This window comes from Spirillospora albida, assembly GCF_000718255.1.
In the GTDB taxonomy this organism is placed as follows: Bacteria; Actinomycetota; Actinomycetes; order Streptosporangiales; family Streptosporangiaceae; genus Spirillospora; species Spirillospora albida.
Genome location: NZ_JOFJ01000014.1, coordinates 91,342 through 106,768, shown reverse-complemented (window position 1 = coordinate 106,768; position 15,427 = coordinate 91,342). Strand labels below are relative to the sequence as shown.

Sequence of the window (15,427 nt, the reverse complement as noted above, 5' to 3'; positions counted from 1 at the left end):
CGTCATGGGCGCCGGAGCCTGGACGGCACGCGGTCGGCCACATGTGCCCCGTCCCTCCGCCGGACGGTATCCGGGCAATCCGCGGACAGCTGGTAGGAACGGCATCAGGAAGGGCATCAGGCAAGGGTAGCCATGGTGAGCGGTGCGGCGGCGCCCGTTCAGCGACCCGGGACGACGACCGCCCGTCCGGTGAGCTCTCCGGCCTCCATCAGCCGGTAGGCCTCCTGCGCCCGGTCGAGCGGGAACTCGGTGACGTCCGGCCGGATCAGGCCGCGCGCCGCCAGGTCCAGGACCTCGGCGAACTCGGGCCGGGTGCCCCAGTAGGTCGTCTGCAGCGAGACCTCGTAGGGGACCGAGAAGAACGACACAGGCAGACTGCCTCCGCCGATGCCCACGATCGTGACGTCGCCGAGCACCCGGGCGCAGCCGACCGCCGCGGCCAGCGTCGCGTCGTTGCCGACGAAGTCGAGGACGACGTCGGCGCCGAGCCCGCCGGTCGCCTCCCGGACGGCCGCCACCGTGTCCTCGCCGGACACGACGGCGAGGTCGGCGCCGCTGCGCACCGCGAGGTCGAGCGCCTCCCGCCGGAGGTCCACGGCGATGACCCGGGCGGCCGTCGTCGCCTTGAGGATCTGCACCGCCACGTGCCCGAGCCCGCCGGCGCCGATCACCACGGCGGTCGAGCCCGGCGGCAGCTTCGGCCACGACCGGCGGACGGCGTGGTACGGGGTGAGCCCGGCGTCCGACAGCGGCGCCGCCGTGGCCGGCTCCAGGCCGTCCGGGAGCGGCAGCAGCGACCGCGCGTCCGGGACGAGCATCAGCTCCGCCATCCCGCCGTCGAGGCCGAGCCCGCCGCCGCCCATCGGCGCCGGCGCGCTGCCCGGGTCGTCGCAGTAGTTCTCCATGCCGATCCGGCAGCGCACGCACCGGCCGCAGCCCCACGGTCCGTACACCGCGACCGGCTGCCCCTCCTCCAGGCCCGTGACGCCCGTGCCGAGCGCGTGCACCCAGCCCGCGTTCTCGTGCCCGAGCGTGAACGGCGGCCCCCACGGCAGCAGGCCGTCCTCGAAGTCGCGCATCAGGTGGAGGTCCGAGTGGCAGGCGCCCGCGCCGCCCACCCGCACGACCACCTGGCCGGGGCCGGGCACGGGATCGGGGACCTCGACCAGTTCGGGATCGGACTTCCACTTCAGCAGGCGCAGCGCTCGCATCGTCGTTCCCCTCTGTCGTCGTCGTGCTCTTCCAATGGATCAGAAGTGCGCGAACCCGTCCACCACGAACCGGATGAACTCGCCCTCGCCCCACCGCTCCGTGCAGGGCCACCATCCCGCGCTCACGATGCTCGGGATGGTGAACCCGCCCGACGACGCCTCCCGGTGCACCACGGCACCGAACTCGTGCTCGCGGAACGCGCCGCCCCTGTCAGGGTTCCCCCAGCGCGGCATTCTCACCGAGGTCAGCGCGCCGGACGGGGCGACGCCGATCGTCACCCGGTGGGTCCACGCGCCGACGGTGACGCGCGCGACGGCGTGCTCGTCGTCGAGCGGCTCCCATGTCACGAACGGGGACAGCGCAGCGCCCGGGACGAGCATCAGCTCGCCCGCCAGCCGCCCGGCCGCGCTGCGGGTGATGTCCGGGCCGCCGCCCGACATGACCGGGACGGTGCCCAGCAGCCGCCACCGCATCTCGCCCTCGCCCGCCGCGTAGCGGTCGAAGCCCGTCACCGGCAGGTGCGCGACCCGTGCCCTCGCCGCCCACACGAACCCGGACGCGGGCCGCAGCACCTGGGTCGCGGTGAACGGCCACCAGGACCCGATCCGGATCCGGCCGTGCATTTCGAGCCTGACCCCGCCGAACAGCGGCGTCCCCGGCGCGATCGCGTGGGTCAGCCAGCGCCGCGCCGGCGCGGGCAGGTCCGCCGCGAGGGCCGGGTCGAACGGGCCGGGCCACCCGCCCGGGACGGACAGGCCGTCCCGGGCGTGCCGCTCTGGGGTCGAGGTGCTCATGCCCCCAGCACACCACCCCTGCGGGAGCGGGCGCGGCGGCGGAGGTCCCGTGCCGGAGGGCCTTTCGGCCCCTCAGGTGCCGCGGGGGCCCGGACGAACGGTCCCGGGGGCAGGGCCGAACGTCCCTATCGCCCCTCCGGCCCCTTTCGCGAGCCTGGACCCAGGCCGCCAGGACCTCGATCGGACGGGCCGCCCCGGCACGGCGCCGATCGCCGCGTGGCAGGCGCTGCTGGTCGCCGTGCCCGTCGTGGTCGGCTCGGTCGGCCGCATCCCGGTCGGGGCGCTCACCGACCGGTTCGGCGGCCGCGTGATGTTCCCGGTCATCTCGGCGATCACCATCCTGCCGGTGCTGTATCTCGGGCTGTGGGGCCACGAGTCGCTGGCGGCCCTGCTGGTCGGCGGGTTCTTCCTCGGCGTCGCCGGAACCGCGTTCGCGGTCGGCGTCCCGTTCGTCAACGGCTGGTTCCCGCCGGAGCGGCGCGGCCTGGCCGTCGGCGTGTTCGGCGCGGGCATGGGCGGCACCGCGATCAGCGCGCTCACCACCGTCCGGCTCGTCGACTCCGGCGGCACCGCGACGCCGTTCGTGGTGACGGCCGTCCTGCTCGCCGCCTACGCCGTCCTCGCCTACGCCGTCCTGCGGGAGGCGCCCGGACGCACCGCGCCCACCGAGCCGCTGTCCAAGCGGCTCGCCGCCACCGTCAGGCTGCCCGTCACCTGGCAGGCGTCCGCCCTCTACGCGGTCGCGTTCGGCGGGTACGTCGCCTTTTCCGTCTACCTCCCGGTCTACCTCAAGACCGAGTACGGCCTCTCCCAGGCGGACGCCGCGAACCGGATGGCGGGCTTCGTCCTCCTCGCCGTGCTGATGCGCCCGTTCGGCGGCTGGCTGTCGGACCGGATCGGCGCCGTCCGGGTGCTGACCCTCGCGCTCGCCGTGGTCACCGTCGGCGCGACCGTCCAGGCGTTCGCCCCGTCCCTGCTCCCGGTCGGCACCATCGCGTTCCTCGCCATGGCCGCCGCGCTCGGGGCGGGCAGCGGCGCCACGTTCGCGCTGGTCGCCCAGCTCAGCCCGGCCAACAAGGTGGGCGCGGTCACCGGCGTCGTCGGCGCCGCGGGCGGCCTCGGCGGGTTCGTGCCGCCGCTGCTGATGGGCGCGATCTACGGCTCGTACGGCTCCTACGTCGTCGGGCTGGCGCTGCTGGCCGTGGTCGCGGCGGCCGCCGCCGTGTTCACCTTCTCGGTCGTGCAGCAGGCCGCGCGGGGGCGCCGGGCGGCCCACCGCGCCTGATCGCAACGGAATCCGGCCCGTGCGGCCGGGGGCCGGTCGTCCCGAGGGGGACGGCCGGCCCGTTTCCGCGCGGGACAAGACAGGTGTCCAGACATCGTTCTAGTATCGGCGCATGCGCCATGGCATCGTGCTGTTCACCAGTGACCGGGGCATCACGCCCGCCGCCGCCGCGAAGGCCGCCGAGGACCACGGGTTCCACACCTTCTACGTCCCCGAGCACACCCACATCCCCGTCAAGCGGGACGCCGCCCACCCCGGCACCGGCGACGCGACCCTCCCCGACGACCGCTACATGCGCACGCTCGACCCGTGGGTGTCGCTCGCGACGGCCGCCGCCGTCACGTCCGAGATCCGGCTCTCGACCGCCGTGGCTCTGCCGGTGGAGTCCGACCCGATCACCCTCGCGAAGGCCGTCGCGACCCTCGACCACCTGTCCGGCGGCCGCGTCACCGTCGGCGCCGGGTTCGGCTGGAACACCGACGAGCTCGCCGACCACCACGTCCCCGCGGACCGCCGCCGCACCGTCCTGCGCGAGTACGTCGAGGCGATGCGGGCGCTGTGGACCGAGGAGCAGGCGTCCTACGACGGGGAGTTCGTCTCGTTCGGCCCGTCCTGGGCGTGGCCGAAGCCCGCGCAGGACCACGTCCCGCTGCTGATCGGCGCGGGCGGCGGACCGAAGACGTTCGCGTGGATCGCCGCGCACGCCGACGGCTGGATGACGACGCCGATCGAGCGGGACATCCTCCCCAAGGCCGCCGCCCTGCGGGCGGCCTGGGCCGACGCGGGCCGCGGCGGCGCCCCGGAGATCCGCGTGCTGGCCGCCACCCGCCCCTCGGCCGACGACATGGCGGCCTGGGCGGACGCCGGCGTCACCGAGATCATCTGGGGTCTGCCCGACAAGCCGCAGGACGAGGTCGTCGCCTTCCTGGGACGCCACGCGGGCCGGCTCGGCCTCTGAGCCGGAGGCCGGTCACATCGGGACCGGGCGCCCGGCCTCCCCGGACCACCGGTCGATGACCAGGCCGGCCGCCCGGTCCCATCCCGTCAGCCGGACGACCCGGTGCATCGGCGGCGCCAGGTTGCGCACGCGGTACCGGCGCCCGCCGTCCAGCCGCGCGGCGGCCTCGACCAGCACGCGCAGCCCGCCCACGTCGATGAACACCAGGCCGGACATGTCGAGATGGATGTCGCCGCCCGTCTCGGCGCCGGCGTGCAGGGCCTCTGCCCAGGGGCCGGTGACGGTGCGGTCGACGGCGCCGCGAACGCGCAGCACACGGGTACCGTCGGCCTCGCGAGCGGGCGTCACCTGAAGCGTGCCCGTGCGCACCAGATCGTCCATCCGCACCACCCTGGGGACGCCGTCGGGATCCCGGCGTCCGATGTATCGAGACTACCCCGGCGGGGCGGAATCGCCAGATGCTCCAGGGGACCTTTCCCTCCCCCCGTCACCGCAGGTGGAGCCGCCTCCGCCGGATCCGCGCGCGGCGCCGTGTATCTTCTCTTTCGGTGACCGAACTACGCGCGTCGGCCGATCGGGGTTCGCGCCCGGCCGGAGAGGTGTGAGAACTGCCGATGTCGCGTCCCCTGCAACCGGTGCGCCCCCCCGACCGGGCGGCGCGGGGTGCCGGCACCGAGCCCGCCGCCGGCGAACCCGCCGACGGGGTGTTCGGCGCCGAGGAGCTGCGGATCCTCCTCGTCGAGGACGACCCGGGCGACGCCCTGCTCGTCGAGGACACCCTCATCGACACCGGGCTGAAGCACGACGTCACCTGGGTCCGGTCGCTCGCCGACGCCGAGCCGCACCTCGCCGCCGGCCCCGGTCCCGACTGCGTCATCCTCGACCTGCACCTCGGCGACGTCCGGGGCCTGCCGGTCCTGCGCCGGGTCCTGGAGTGGGCGCCCGGCGCCGCGGTCGTCGTGCTGACCGGGCTCGCCGAGGCGCAGGCGGGCATGGCGGCCGTGGCCGCCGGCGCGCAGGACTACCTCGCCAAGGGCCAGCTCGAGCCGGACGGGCTCGGCCGCGCGATCCGGTACGCCGTCCAGCGCCGCCAGGTCCAGCAGGCCGTCGCCGCCCTCCAGGCCCAGCGCATGCGGGCCCAGGAGAACGCCCGGCTGGAGCATGGGCTGCTGCCGCGCCCCCGGGTCGGCAACCCGCGGCTGCGCGCCGTCACGCGGTACCTGCCCGGACGCGCGCACTCGCTGCTCGGTGGCGACTTCTACGACGTGGTGGAGACCGCCGACGGGCACGTGCACGTCGTGGTCGGGGACGTCGCCGGGCACGGGCCCGCCTCGGCCGCGCTCGGGGTCAGCCTGCGGGTGGCGTGGCGGTCCCTCGTCCTCGCCGGGATGCGCGGCGGCCGGCTGGTGGAGCTGCTCGAGGAACTGCTCGTCGCCGAGCACGGCGGCGCGGAGATGTTCGTCACGCTCACCACCGTCACGCTGCCGCCCGGGGAGCGGGTCGCGCGGGTCCTGCGGGCCGGGCACCACGGCTTCTTCCTGCACGCCCCCGGCGAGGTCGCGCTCGTCGAGCCGCCGGGCGGGCTCGCCGTCGGGATGGTCCCCGGCCTCGGGGACTGGCGGGAGGAGGAGGTGCGGCTGCCGGACGGCACGTCGCTCGTCCTGTTCACCGACGGTCTCTTCGAAGGCCAGATCGACCCGGAGGGGCGGCGGCTCGACCTCACGGGGCTCGTCCGGATCGCCCGGGAGCACTGCCACCACCCGCCCGAGGACTTCGTCGGCGCCGTCCTGGCCGACGTCGAGGCCGCGTCGGCCGACCACGGCGGGCTCGCCGATGACGTCGCCGTCGTGCACGTCGGATGGGACGGTCCATGAACGACTCCACACCCACCGCGCCGGGCGACGGCGATCCGCGGCGGCTGCTGACCGTCCGGTCGTGGTTCCTCGTGGCCGTGCTGCTGATGGGGACGCTGGCCATCGCGTCCGCCGTCGTCGTGCAGATCCTCCTCGGACGCACCGCGGAGGCCTCCGACCGCATCGTCGACAGGCTCTCCCCGGCCAGGGTGGAGGCGGGCCGGCTGCAGTCCGCGCTGCTCAGCCAGGAGACCGGCGTCCGGGGCTACGCCCTGACCGGCGACCGGCGGTTCCTCGAGCCCTACAACGCCGGGCTGGCCGAGGAGCGGCGGTCGCTGGAGGCGCTGCGCGGGCTGCTGGCCGGCGAGCCCGCCCTGCGCGACGACCTCACCGGCCTCGAGCGGGCGATCGGGACGTGGCGCCGCGACCATGCCGCCGCCGTGCTCGCCCAGGTCGCCGAGCGCGGCCCCGGCCGGTCCGCCGCCGAGACGGCGGCTCGCGGCAGGCCCGCCTTCGACGAGATCCACCGCCTCACCGAGGCCCAGGAGCGGCACCTCGCCGAGGCCCGCGAGGAGGGCCGTGCCGAACTGCACGACATCCGCACGCAGCGGGGCTGGGTGCTGGCCGCCATGTTCGCCGCCTTCCTGATGACCATGGTGCTGCTCGTGCTCCTGCTGCACCACACGGTGGGCCGCCCGCTCGGCATGCTGCGCACGGAGACCCGGCGCGTCGCCGACGGTGAGTTCGGCCACGTCATCACGCCGCACGGGCCCGCCGACGTCCAGGACGTGGCGCGCGGCGTCGAGGCGATGCGGCGCCGGATCGTCCGGGAGCTGGAGGAGGCGACCGAGCGGGAGCTGCTGCTGCGGCGCCGCACCGCCGAGCTGGACGAGCAGACCGCCGAGCTGCGCCGCTCCAACGCCGAGCTGGAGCAGTTCGCCTATGTCGCCAGCCACGACCTTCAGGAGCCGCTGCGCAAGGTCGCGTCCTTCTGCCAGATGCTGGAGCGCCGGTACGCCGATCAGCTCGACGACCGCGCCCGGCAGTACATCGACTTCGCCGTGGACGGCGCCAAGCGCATGCAGGTGCTGATCAACGACCTGCTGACGTTCTCCCGGGTCGGCCGCATGGACCACCACCGCGGCCCGCTCGCGCTCCGGGAGCCGCTGGACCGGGCCCTCGACAACCTCGGCGACGCGCTCACCTCCGCGGAGGCGTCGGTGGAGGTGCCGGACGACCTGCCGGAGCTGACCGGCGACCCGACGCAGCTCACGATGCTGTGGCAGAACCTCATCGGGAACGCCGTCAAGTTCCGCTCCCCGGACCGCCCGCCCGTCGTCCGGATCACCTGCGAGGCGGCGGACGGGCACTGGCACCTCACCGTCACCGACAACGGCATCGGCGTCCCCGCCGAGTACGCGGAGAAGATCTTCGTCATCTTCCAGCGGCTGCACGGCCGCGACGCCTACGGCGGCACCGGCATCGGCCTGGCCCTGTGCAAGAAGATCGTGGAGTTCCACGGCGGCCGGATCTGGCTGGACGAGGAGCACGACGAGGGCACCCGGTTCCATTTCACGCTGGCCGCCGACCCCGAACCCGAACCCGAACCCGAGGCCGGTCCCGAAGGCGAGGCCGGTCCCGACCCCGAGGCCGACCCCGACCCCGACCCCGAGGCCGGGGCCGCCGGGGAGTCCGCCGACTCCGCAGATCTGCAGGGAGCCCGCTCATGAGCACGCCCGACTCCATCGAGCCCATCACCGTCCTGCTGGTCGAGGACGACCCCGGTGACGAGCTGATGACCCGCGAGGCGTTCGAGCACAACAAGGTCGGCAACGCCCTGCACGTCGCCCGCGACGGCGCCGAGGCGCTCGACTTCCTGTACCGGCGCGGCGAGTACGCCGACGCGCCGCGCCCCGACCTCGTCCTGCTCGACCTGAACCTGCCCCGCCGCGACGGCCGCGAGGTCCTCCAGGAGATCAAGACCGACCCGGACCTGGCGCCGATCCCGGTGGTGGTGCTGACGACGTCCGCCGCCGAGGAGGACATCCTGCGCAGCTACGCGCTGCACGCCAACGCCTACGTCACCAAGCCGGTCGACTTCGACCAGTTCATCGCGGCCATCCGGCAGATCGACGACTTCTTCGTCACCGTCGTCCGCCTTCCGACGCGCCCCTAGCCGCGGGCCCTGCGGCCCGCCGGACAGGGACCTTCGGCCCTGATCGTCCGCGCCCGCCCGCCGCGAGGATGGGACGCGTCGGGCCGCCTGGCGGTCAGAGGGGGAACCCGAGCGACCTCCCCTCCGCGCGGAGTGGGTCCCGCGCGGAGGGGTGGGCGACGTTCTCCACGATCTCGCGGGCCTGGGACACGGCGTCCCGGCCCCAGATCGCGGCCGTGCCCTGCTCGCTGACGATGTAGCTGTGCTGGAACGACGTCACCGGCCCCGTCAGCCGCGGCACCACCGTCGAGACGTCCGCGCGCGGATGCCAGGACGGCAGCGCGATCACGGCGCGGCCGCCGGGGGAGTGCAGGGCGCCCACGATGAAGTCGGTCTGCCCGCCGAACCCCGAGTAGATGGCGCCGCGCACCCGGCTCGCGTTCGCCTGCGCGTACAGGTCGACCTCCAGCGCGGAGTTCACCGACACCATCCGGGGGCTGCGGGCGATCACCGCGGGGTCGTTGGTCTTCTCGGTGCGCAGCATCCGGACCCGCTCGTTGCGGTCCGTCCAGTCGTACAGCTCCCGGCTCCCGAACGCGAACGACGCGGTGATGGGCGTGCCGGTGTCGAGCGCGCCCGCCTTCTCCAGCGCGAGGACGCCGTCGCTGAACATCTCCGACCACACGCCGAGGCCCCGCCGGTCCGGCAGCGACGCGAGCACCGCGTCGGGGACCGCGCCGATGCCGAGCTGCAGCGTCGCCCGCTCCGGGACGAGGCCGGCGACCCGCTCGCCGATGGTCTGGGCCTCCGGGCCGGGCGGCCGCGGGTCCGGCGAGGCGAGCGGCTCGTCGCACTCGATCGCGTAGTCGATGTCGTCCATGGCGGTGACGGCGTCACCGAACGTGTAGGGCATCCGCGGGTTGAGCTGCGCGATCACCAGGCCGCCGCGGGCCCGCACCGCCTCGATCGCGGCGGGCAGCACGTTGACCTCGATGCCGAGCGAGACCGTCGGGCCGACCGGCCGGGACGTCTGCACCAGCACCACGTCCGGCGGCAGCGACCCCTTCAGCAGGTTCGGGACCAGCGACAGCCGGGACGGGAAGTACCGCAGGTTCCGCCGGCCGCGCATCCCGGCGCCGACGAACGGGGTCTCCAGCACGACCCCGTCGCGGTCGGGCAGGTCGCCCTGCGCGTTCAGCATGAACAGCCGGTACTCCGGCACGGTCTCGTCCAGGATCGACAGGAGCCGGCGCGGTGCCGCGAAGTTGCCGCCGGCCACGACGCGGGGCCTTCCGGGCAGGCCCGCCAGGACGGCCCTCAGGTGCGTCTCGGTGATCGTCCGCATTGATCCACCGTAACGCCCCGCGATCACCGACCGTGACGGAACTCGCGGCCGGACGCCCACTTCACCGTCTCGACGAGGACGTAGGTGAGCACCGCGACCGCGGCGGCCCGCAGCCAGGCGGCCGCGTCCAGCCCGGCGGAGCCGAACACCTCCCGCATCCACGGCGTGTACGTGTAGAGGGCCTGGACGGCGAGGAGCGCGGCGGCGCCGACCGCCGTCCACGGGTTGCGGCGGACGCCCCGCCACAGCATCGGCCGGTGCAGCGACAGGCAGTTGAACATGTAGGCCAGCAGGGTCAGCGCGAACACGTTCACCACGACCGTGCGGGCCTCGGCCAGGGACGCGCCGTGCTCCTGCTCCCAGTGGAACAGGCCGAACGCGCCGCCGAGGAGCACCACCGACACCAGCAGGATCCGGGCCGCGAGGGGACGCGGGATCAGCGGCAGTGCCGGGTCGCGCGGCGGACGCCGCATGATGTCGTCGTCGTGCGGCTCCACCGCGAACGGCAGCCCGAGGATCAGCACGGCGGTCATGTTCAGCCACAGCACCTGGACCGGCAGGATCGGCAGCTCCCCGCCGAGCACCACCGCGGCCATCAGCACGAGGCCGAGCCCGACGTTGGCGGGCAGCGCCCACACGATGAACTTCACCAGGTTGTCGAAGACGCCGCGGCCCTCCTCGACGGCCGCCTCGATCGAGGCGAAGTCGTCGTCGGTGAGGATCATGTCGGCCGACTCCTTGGCGACCTCCGTGCCGGCCCGTCCCATCGCGACGCCGATGTCGGCCTGCTTGAGCGCGGGGGCGTCGTTGACGCCGTCGCCGGTCATCGCGATGACGTGGTCCCGGCTCTGCAGCGCCTGGACGAGCCGCAGCTTCTGCTCGGGGGTGACGCGGGCGAACACGGCGGTGCGCTCCACCGCGTCGGGGAGGTCGGCGGCGGGGCAGGCCGCCAGCTCGGCGCCCGTCATGACGTCGCCCTCGAGCCCCACCGCGGCGCCGATGGCGCGGGCGGTCGCGGCATGGTCCCCGGTGATCATCTTGACCTGGATCCCGGCGGTGCGGCAGGCCCGCACCGCCCGCGCGGCGGACGCGCGGGGCGGGTCGTGCATGGCCTGCAGCCCGAGGAAGGTGAGCCGGGGGAGCTCGGTGAGCGCGCCCGCGTCCGTCTCGGCGCGGGCGAACGCCAGGACCCGCAGCGCCTGCTCCCCGTACGCGTGGGCGATCTGGACGATCGCGTCCCGGTCGATGGGGGCGGGGCGGCCGTCCGGGCCGAGCTGGGTGTCGCAGGCCGCGAGGATCCGCTCGACGGACCCCTTCACGTGGACGGCGCCGTCGGCGTGCAGGGTCGCCATGTACTGCCGCTCGGAGCTGAACGTGATCGTGTCCACGCGCTCGGGGACGGGCCCGACGCCCGCCTTGGCCGCGCTGGTCACCAGGGCGCCCTCGGTGGGGTCGCCGTGCAGCGTCCAGCCGTTGTCGCCCTCCTGGACCTGGGCGTCGTTGCAGGCCGCCCCCGCGAGCAGGCAGGCGTGCAGGACGGGGTGCTCCGCCGGGCCGACCCGGGTTCCGTCGAGGCGGATCTCGCCGTGCGGGGCGTAGCCGGCGCCGGTCACCTCGTACAGCCGCCCGCCCGCCGCGACGCCGACGACCGTCATCTGGTTCTCGGTGAGCGTCCCCGTCTTGTCGGTGCAGATCACGGTGGTGCTGCCGAGCGTCTCGACCGCCGGCAGGTGCCGGACGATCGCGTTGCGCCGCACCATCCGCGCCACGCCGAACGCCAGCGTGATCGTGACCAGCGCGGGCAGCCCCTCCGGGATCGCGCCGACCGCGAGCGCCACCGCCGCCGTCAGCGTCTCCGCCGCCGGCTGGCCGCGCAGCAGGCCGATCGCGAACGTCACCGCCGCGAGGACCAGGATCGCGACCGTCACGACCTTGCTGAACCGGGCGATCTTCCGGGTCAGCGGGGTCTGCACCCCCGTGGCCTGCCCGACGAGCCGGTGCACGAGGCCGAGCTCGGTGTCCGCGCCGGTCGCGGTGACGATCCCGGCGCCTTGGCCGTAGCCGATGAACGTGCCCGAGTACGCCATGGAGCGCCGGTCGGCGAGCGTCACGTCCCCGACCGGGGCCGGGTCCTTGGTGACGGGCGCCGACTCGCCGGTCAGCGCCGACTCGTCCGCCTTCAGCTCGGACGTCCGGACGAGCCGCAGGTCGGCCGGGACCTTGTCGCCCGCCTCCAGGACGACGAGGTCGCCGCGCACCAGTTCCTGCGACGGGACCCGCGCCGGCCGCCCGTCCCGCACGACGGTCGTGACCGTCCGGGTCAGCGCGGCGAGCGCGGCGAGGGCCTGCTCGGCCCGCGCCTCCTGGACGAACCCGACGATCGCGTTGACGAGCACCACGCCGAGGATGACGGCGGCGTCCACGTGCTCGCCCAGTGCCGCCGTGATGCCCGCCGACACCAGCAGCACGTAGATGAGCGGGCTGTGGAACTGGAGCGCGAACCGCAGCAGCGGCCCGCGCCGCCGCGCGGCCGGCAGCGCGTTCGGCCCGTGCCGCTCGAGGCGCGCCGCTGCCTCGTCCGTGCCGAGCCCGAGCCCGGTGTCGGTGCCGAGGGCGTCGGCGACCTGGGCGTACGGGAGTGAGTGCGGGGGGCCGGCGGGCGCGGTCGTCGTATCCACGCCACCAGTCTCCCCGACGCGCGCCGCGGGTCCGCAGGGGCCAAGGTCCCAGCGGGCCTCCGGGGGGCGGGGACATAGGTCCCCCCGACCATGTACCGATCGGACCTCCCCGCGGGTTCGCCGCCAGGGTTCACTCATGGATGTAAGCAAACGCAGACAGCGACACGATGGAAGGTGAGACCGCAATGGCGATCTCCGAGCACAAGACGCACATCGGCCGGAGCACCCTCATCAAGGTGGTGACGCCGCGGCCGCTGACCGAGTCGCCCGCAGCCCGGTACCTCTGGGCCGCCGCCCGCCTGGCCCTCGGCTGGGTGTTCCTCTGGGCGTTCCTCGACAAGATGTTCGGCCTCGGCCGGGCCACCCCCGCCGCGAAGGCGTGGCTGGACGGCGGCAGCCCCACCGAGGGCTTCCTCGCCCACGGCACCAAGGGCCCGCTGGCCGACTTCTACCAGGGCATGGCGGGCGCCGCCTGGGCGGACTGGCTCTTCATGATCGGTCTCGCCGGCATCGGCGCCGCCCTCATCCTCGGCATCGGGATGCGGATCGCCGCCGCGGGCGGCGCGCTCCTCCTGGTCATGATGTGGTCGGCCGCGCTTCTCCCCGAGAACAACCCGTTCATGGACGACCACCTCATCTACGCCCTGCTCATCGTCGGCCTGGCCCTGGTCAGCGCGGGCGACACCCTCGGCCTCGGCCGCTGGTGGAGCAACCTGGCGCTGGTGAAGCGGCTCCCCTTCCTCAAGTGACCGCCTTCACGAAGTGACCGTCCCGAGGGGCGCCCGCACCGGGCGCCCCTCGAGGCGTCTCCACCGAGGCCGGACCCGCGCGGGTCCGGCCTCGGCCGTGTGGACGCTCGCACATGCGCGCGGGAGTCTCGGCGATGTCGGCCGCGGCCGCCCGGCGGTTGGCTGGGGGACATGACGAACAGCGCAGAGAACGACCTGATCCTGGTACTCGGCGGCACCGGCAAGACCGGGCGCCGCGTGGTGGAGCGGCTGGAGGCGCTCGACCTTCCGGTGCGGATGGGCTTGCGGTCGGCGGACCCGGCCTTCGACTGGGAGGACGAGTCGACCTACGCGCCCGTCCTGGAAGGCGTCCGGTCCGTCTACCTGTCCTACTCCCCGGACCTGGCGGCCCCCGGCGCGCCCGCCGCGATCCGCGCGTTCACGGCGGCGGCGGCCGGGGCGGGCGTCCGGCGGGTGGTCCTGCTGTCCGGGCGGGGCGAGGACGAGGCCGTGGCGTGCGAGCGGATCGTCCGCGACTCGGGCATGGAGTGGACGGTCCTGCGGGCCGCCTGGTTCGCGCAGAACTTCAGCGAGGACTACCTCCTCGACCCGGTCCGCGCGGGCGAGGTGGCCCTGCCCGCCGACGGCGTCGCGGAGCCGTTCGTGGACGCGGACGACATCGCCGACGTGGCCGTCGCCGCCCTCACGCGGGACGGCCACACCGGCGAAACCTACGAGGTGACCGGTCCGCGCGCGCTGACGTTCGCCGAGGCGGTCGCCGAGATCGCCGGCGCGGCGGGGCGCGACATCGCGTACGTCCCGGTACCCGCCGAGGGGTACGCCGCCGCCCTGAAGGAGCACGGGCTGCCCGGAGACGTGATCGACCTGCTCATGTACCTGTTCACCACCATCCTGGACGGCCGCAACTCGGAGCCGGGCGACGGTGTGCGGCGCGCGCTGGGCCGCCCGCCGAAGGACTTCGCGTCCTATGTCCGGGAGGTGGCCGCGTCCGGTATCTGGAACCCCTGATCCCGGTGGGCGGCGAGGGCCATAACGGCCAGCCAGACCAGGCCGGACAGCGCCATCACCGCGCCGAGGAGCGCCGGTAGGACCCGGTGCCCGACGGTGTCGAGGAGGGCGCCGCCGGCGGCGGACGACACGGCGAGGCCGGTGGTGGCGACGGCGCTCCACAGCGACATGATCCGGCCGCGGACCTCGTCGGGGGCCGCGGCCAGGAGCGCCGCCACGGCGGTCGGCCCGTAGACGGCGTCGGCCGCCGCCGCGGCCGCCCACAGCAGCAGGGCGGCCGCGGCGGCGCCGGGCAGGCCGAGCGGGATGGTGAGCAGCCCCTCCAGCAGGCAGGACAGCCCGATGAGACGCAGCCGGACGCGGGGCGCCGCGTGCTGCAGCCGGGCCGAGAAGGCCAGCAGGACGAAGGCCCCGGCGGCGCCCTGGGCGGCGTAGAACCAGCCGGTCCCGCCGCCGCCGAGGTCGTGGACGTGCAGGGCGAGGTGCGTCATCGCGGTCACGGTGCCGCCGAGCCCGAGGCAGAAGGCCGCCTCGAGGCAGAGCAGGGCGGCGATCAGGCGGGTTCGGCGGGCCTCCCGCACTCCTTCGCGCAGTGACGCGAGCCAGCGGGCGCGGGTCCCGCCGCCGCGCCGGCTCCCGGCGGTGACGCGCGCGGTCAGCGCGAGGGAGAGCACGAACGAGGCGGCGTTGACGGCGAACGCCCAGCGCCAGCCGAGGACGCCGGTGACGGCGGCGCCCGCCAGACCGCCGACGGCCTGGAAGAGCATGCCGTTGACCTGGACGGCCGCCGAGTACAGGACGTACTCGTCCGGGCGCACCAGGGACGGCATCCAGGCCGACCGGGCGGCCTGGAACACGAAGCCGACGGAGGCCGCCGCGAAGGTCAGCGGATAGACGAGCCACAGCCTGCCGGGGCCGTCGGCGAGCAGGAACGCCAGGGCGAGGACGGCGAGGACGCCGTCGCAGGCGAGCATGACGGTCCGCCGGTCGGCGCGGTCGGCGAGGACCCCGGCCCACGGGCCGACGAGCAGGCCGGGCAGGTAGCGCAGCGCGAGCGTGGCCCCGGCGGCCAGGGCGCCGCCGGTGCGCTCGTAGACCATCGCGAACACGGCCACCGCGCTGAACCAGCCGCCGCACGCGCTGATGAGGTTGCCCAGCCAGAGAAGGCGCAGGTCGCGGTTGGCGGACAGCAGCGGGAGCAGCCCGGGGGAGGGCGCCGGGGGGATCGGCTTCATGCTCCGCCACTCTATCGATATTGACAACCGTTTTCATTTTCGCTTTGATCGAGGACGTCCGACCCCCGGAGGAGGTGATCAACGGATGAAGGTCTCCAAGCTGGCGGCGCCCAAGAGCCGCGCGCAGGTGCACTCCTCGAACCACGCCACGGCGC

Annotated in this window: 13 protein-coding genes; 7 read left to right on the top strand and 6 right to left on the bottom strand. The window is 74.6% G+C overall.

Annotated elements, in window-relative coordinates:
• Window positions 1-158: 158 nt before the first annotated feature.
• Together IE99_RS0118820 and IE99_RS29375 are read right to left on the bottom strand one after the other, a co-directional pair.
• On the bottom strand, window positions 159-1,211 hold the full coding sequence (locus IE99_RS0118820) for an NAD(P)-dependent alcohol dehydrogenase (RefSeq protein ID WP_030172180.1): 1,053 nt from the start codon (window positions 1,209-1,211) through the stop codon (window positions 159-161).
• Window positions 1,212-1,250: 39 nt separating this feature from the next.
• Window positions 1,251-2,006: a DUF6544 family protein gene (locus IE99_RS29375; RefSeq protein ID WP_051712730.1), complete on the bottom strand. Its 756-nt coding sequence runs from the start codon at window positions 2,004-2,006 to the stop codon at window positions 1,251-1,253.
• Between IE99_RS29375 and IE99_RS0118810 the strand changes: the two genes are divergently transcribed.
• The gene (locus tag IE99_RS0118810) at window positions 2,005-3,291 is read left to right on the top strand and encodes an MFS transporter (RefSeq protein WP_084219616.1); all 1,287 of its coding nucleotides are present in this window, start codon (window positions 2,005-2,007) and stop codon (window positions 3,289-3,291) included. The genes IE99_RS29375 and IE99_RS0118810 overlap by 2 nt on opposite strands.
• Before the next feature lie 112 nt (window positions 3,292-3,403).
• Window positions 3,404-4,249: an LLM class F420-dependent oxidoreductase gene (locus IE99_RS0118805; RefSeq protein WP_030172175.1), complete on the top strand. Its 846-nt coding sequence runs from the start codon at window positions 3,404-3,406 to the stop codon at window positions 4,247-4,249.
• Window positions 4,250-4,261: 12 nt separating this feature from the next.
• Here IE99_RS0118805 and IE99_RS30450 read toward each other — a convergent pair whose 3' ends face one another.
• The gene (locus IE99_RS30450; RefSeq protein WP_051712728.1) at window positions 4,262-4,630 is read right to left on the bottom strand and encodes an STAS domain-containing protein; all 369 of its coding nucleotides are present in this window, start codon (window positions 4,628-4,630) and stop codon (window positions 4,262-4,264) included.
• Between the two features lie 254 nt (window positions 4,631-4,884).
• Between IE99_RS30450 and IE99_RS0118795 the strand changes: the two genes are divergently transcribed.
• Genes IE99_RS0118795 through IE99_RS0118785 form a run of 3 tightly spaced genes read left to right on the top strand, consistent with a single transcriptional unit; the run spans window position 4,885 to window position 8,278 of the window.
• Complete coding sequence (locus IE99_RS0118795) at window positions 4,885-6,123, top strand: PP2C family protein-serine/threonine phosphatase (RefSeq protein WP_051712727.1); 1,239 nt, start codon at window positions 4,885-4,887, stop codon at window positions 6,121-6,123.
• Window positions 6,120-7,832 carry a sensor histidine kinase gene (locus tag IE99_RS0118790; protein ID WP_084219615.1) on the top strand — a complete coding sequence of 571 codons (1,713 nt, stop codon included), beginning with the start codon at window positions 6,120-6,122 and terminating at the stop codon, window positions 7,830-7,832. The genes IE99_RS0118795 and IE99_RS0118790 overlap by 4 nt, the downstream gene beginning before the upstream one ends.
• Entirely contained in the window at window positions 7,829-8,278 is a 450-nt protein-coding gene (locus tag IE99_RS0118785) for a response regulator (RefSeq protein WP_030172167.1), read from the top strand. Before IE99_RS0118790 ends, IE99_RS0118785 begins: the two co-directional genes overlap by 4 nt.
• A gap of 94 nt (window positions 8,279-8,372) precedes the next feature.
• Here the strand turns inward: IE99_RS0118785 and IE99_RS0118780 are convergent, their stop codons facing one another.
• Window positions 8,373-9,602 carry an acetyl-CoA hydrolase/transferase family protein gene (locus IE99_RS0118780; RefSeq protein ID WP_030172164.1) on the bottom strand — a complete coding sequence of 410 codons (1,230 nt, stop codon included), beginning with the start codon at window positions 9,600-9,602 and terminating at the stop codon, window positions 8,373-8,375.
• Between the two features lie 23 nt (window positions 9,603-9,625).
• Window positions 9,626-12,280: an HAD-IC family P-type ATPase gene (locus tag IE99_RS0118775; RefSeq protein ID WP_051712725.1), complete on the bottom strand. Its 2,655-nt coding sequence runs from the start codon at window positions 12,278-12,280 to the stop codon at window positions 9,626-9,628.
• Window positions 12,281-12,465: 185 nt separating this feature from the next.
• Between IE99_RS0118775 and IE99_RS0118770 the strand changes: the two genes are divergently transcribed.
• Both IE99_RS0118770 and IE99_RS0118765 read left to right on the top strand, forming a co-directional pair.
• Entirely contained in the window at window positions 12,466-13,029 is a 564-nt protein-coding gene (locus IE99_RS0118770; protein WP_030172158.1) for a DoxX family membrane protein, read from the top strand.
• A 171-nt stretch (window positions 13,030-13,200) separates the two neighbouring features.
• The gene (locus tag IE99_RS0118765; protein WP_030172155.1) at window positions 13,201-14,037 is read left to right on the top strand and encodes an NAD(P)H-binding protein; all 837 of its coding nucleotides are present in this window, start codon (window positions 13,201-13,203) and stop codon (window positions 14,035-14,037) included.
• On the opposite strand, the gene IE99_RS0118760 is transcribed toward IE99_RS0118765, so the two are convergent.
• The gene (locus tag IE99_RS0118760) at window positions 13,995-15,272 is read right to left on the bottom strand and encodes an MFS transporter (protein ID WP_084219613.1); all 1,278 of its coding nucleotides are present in this window, start codon (window positions 15,270-15,272) and stop codon (window positions 13,995-13,997) included. The two genes, IE99_RS0118765 and IE99_RS0118760, sit on opposite strands and share 43 nt — an antisense overlap.
• Between the last annotated feature and the right edge of the window lie 155 nt (window positions 15,273-15,427).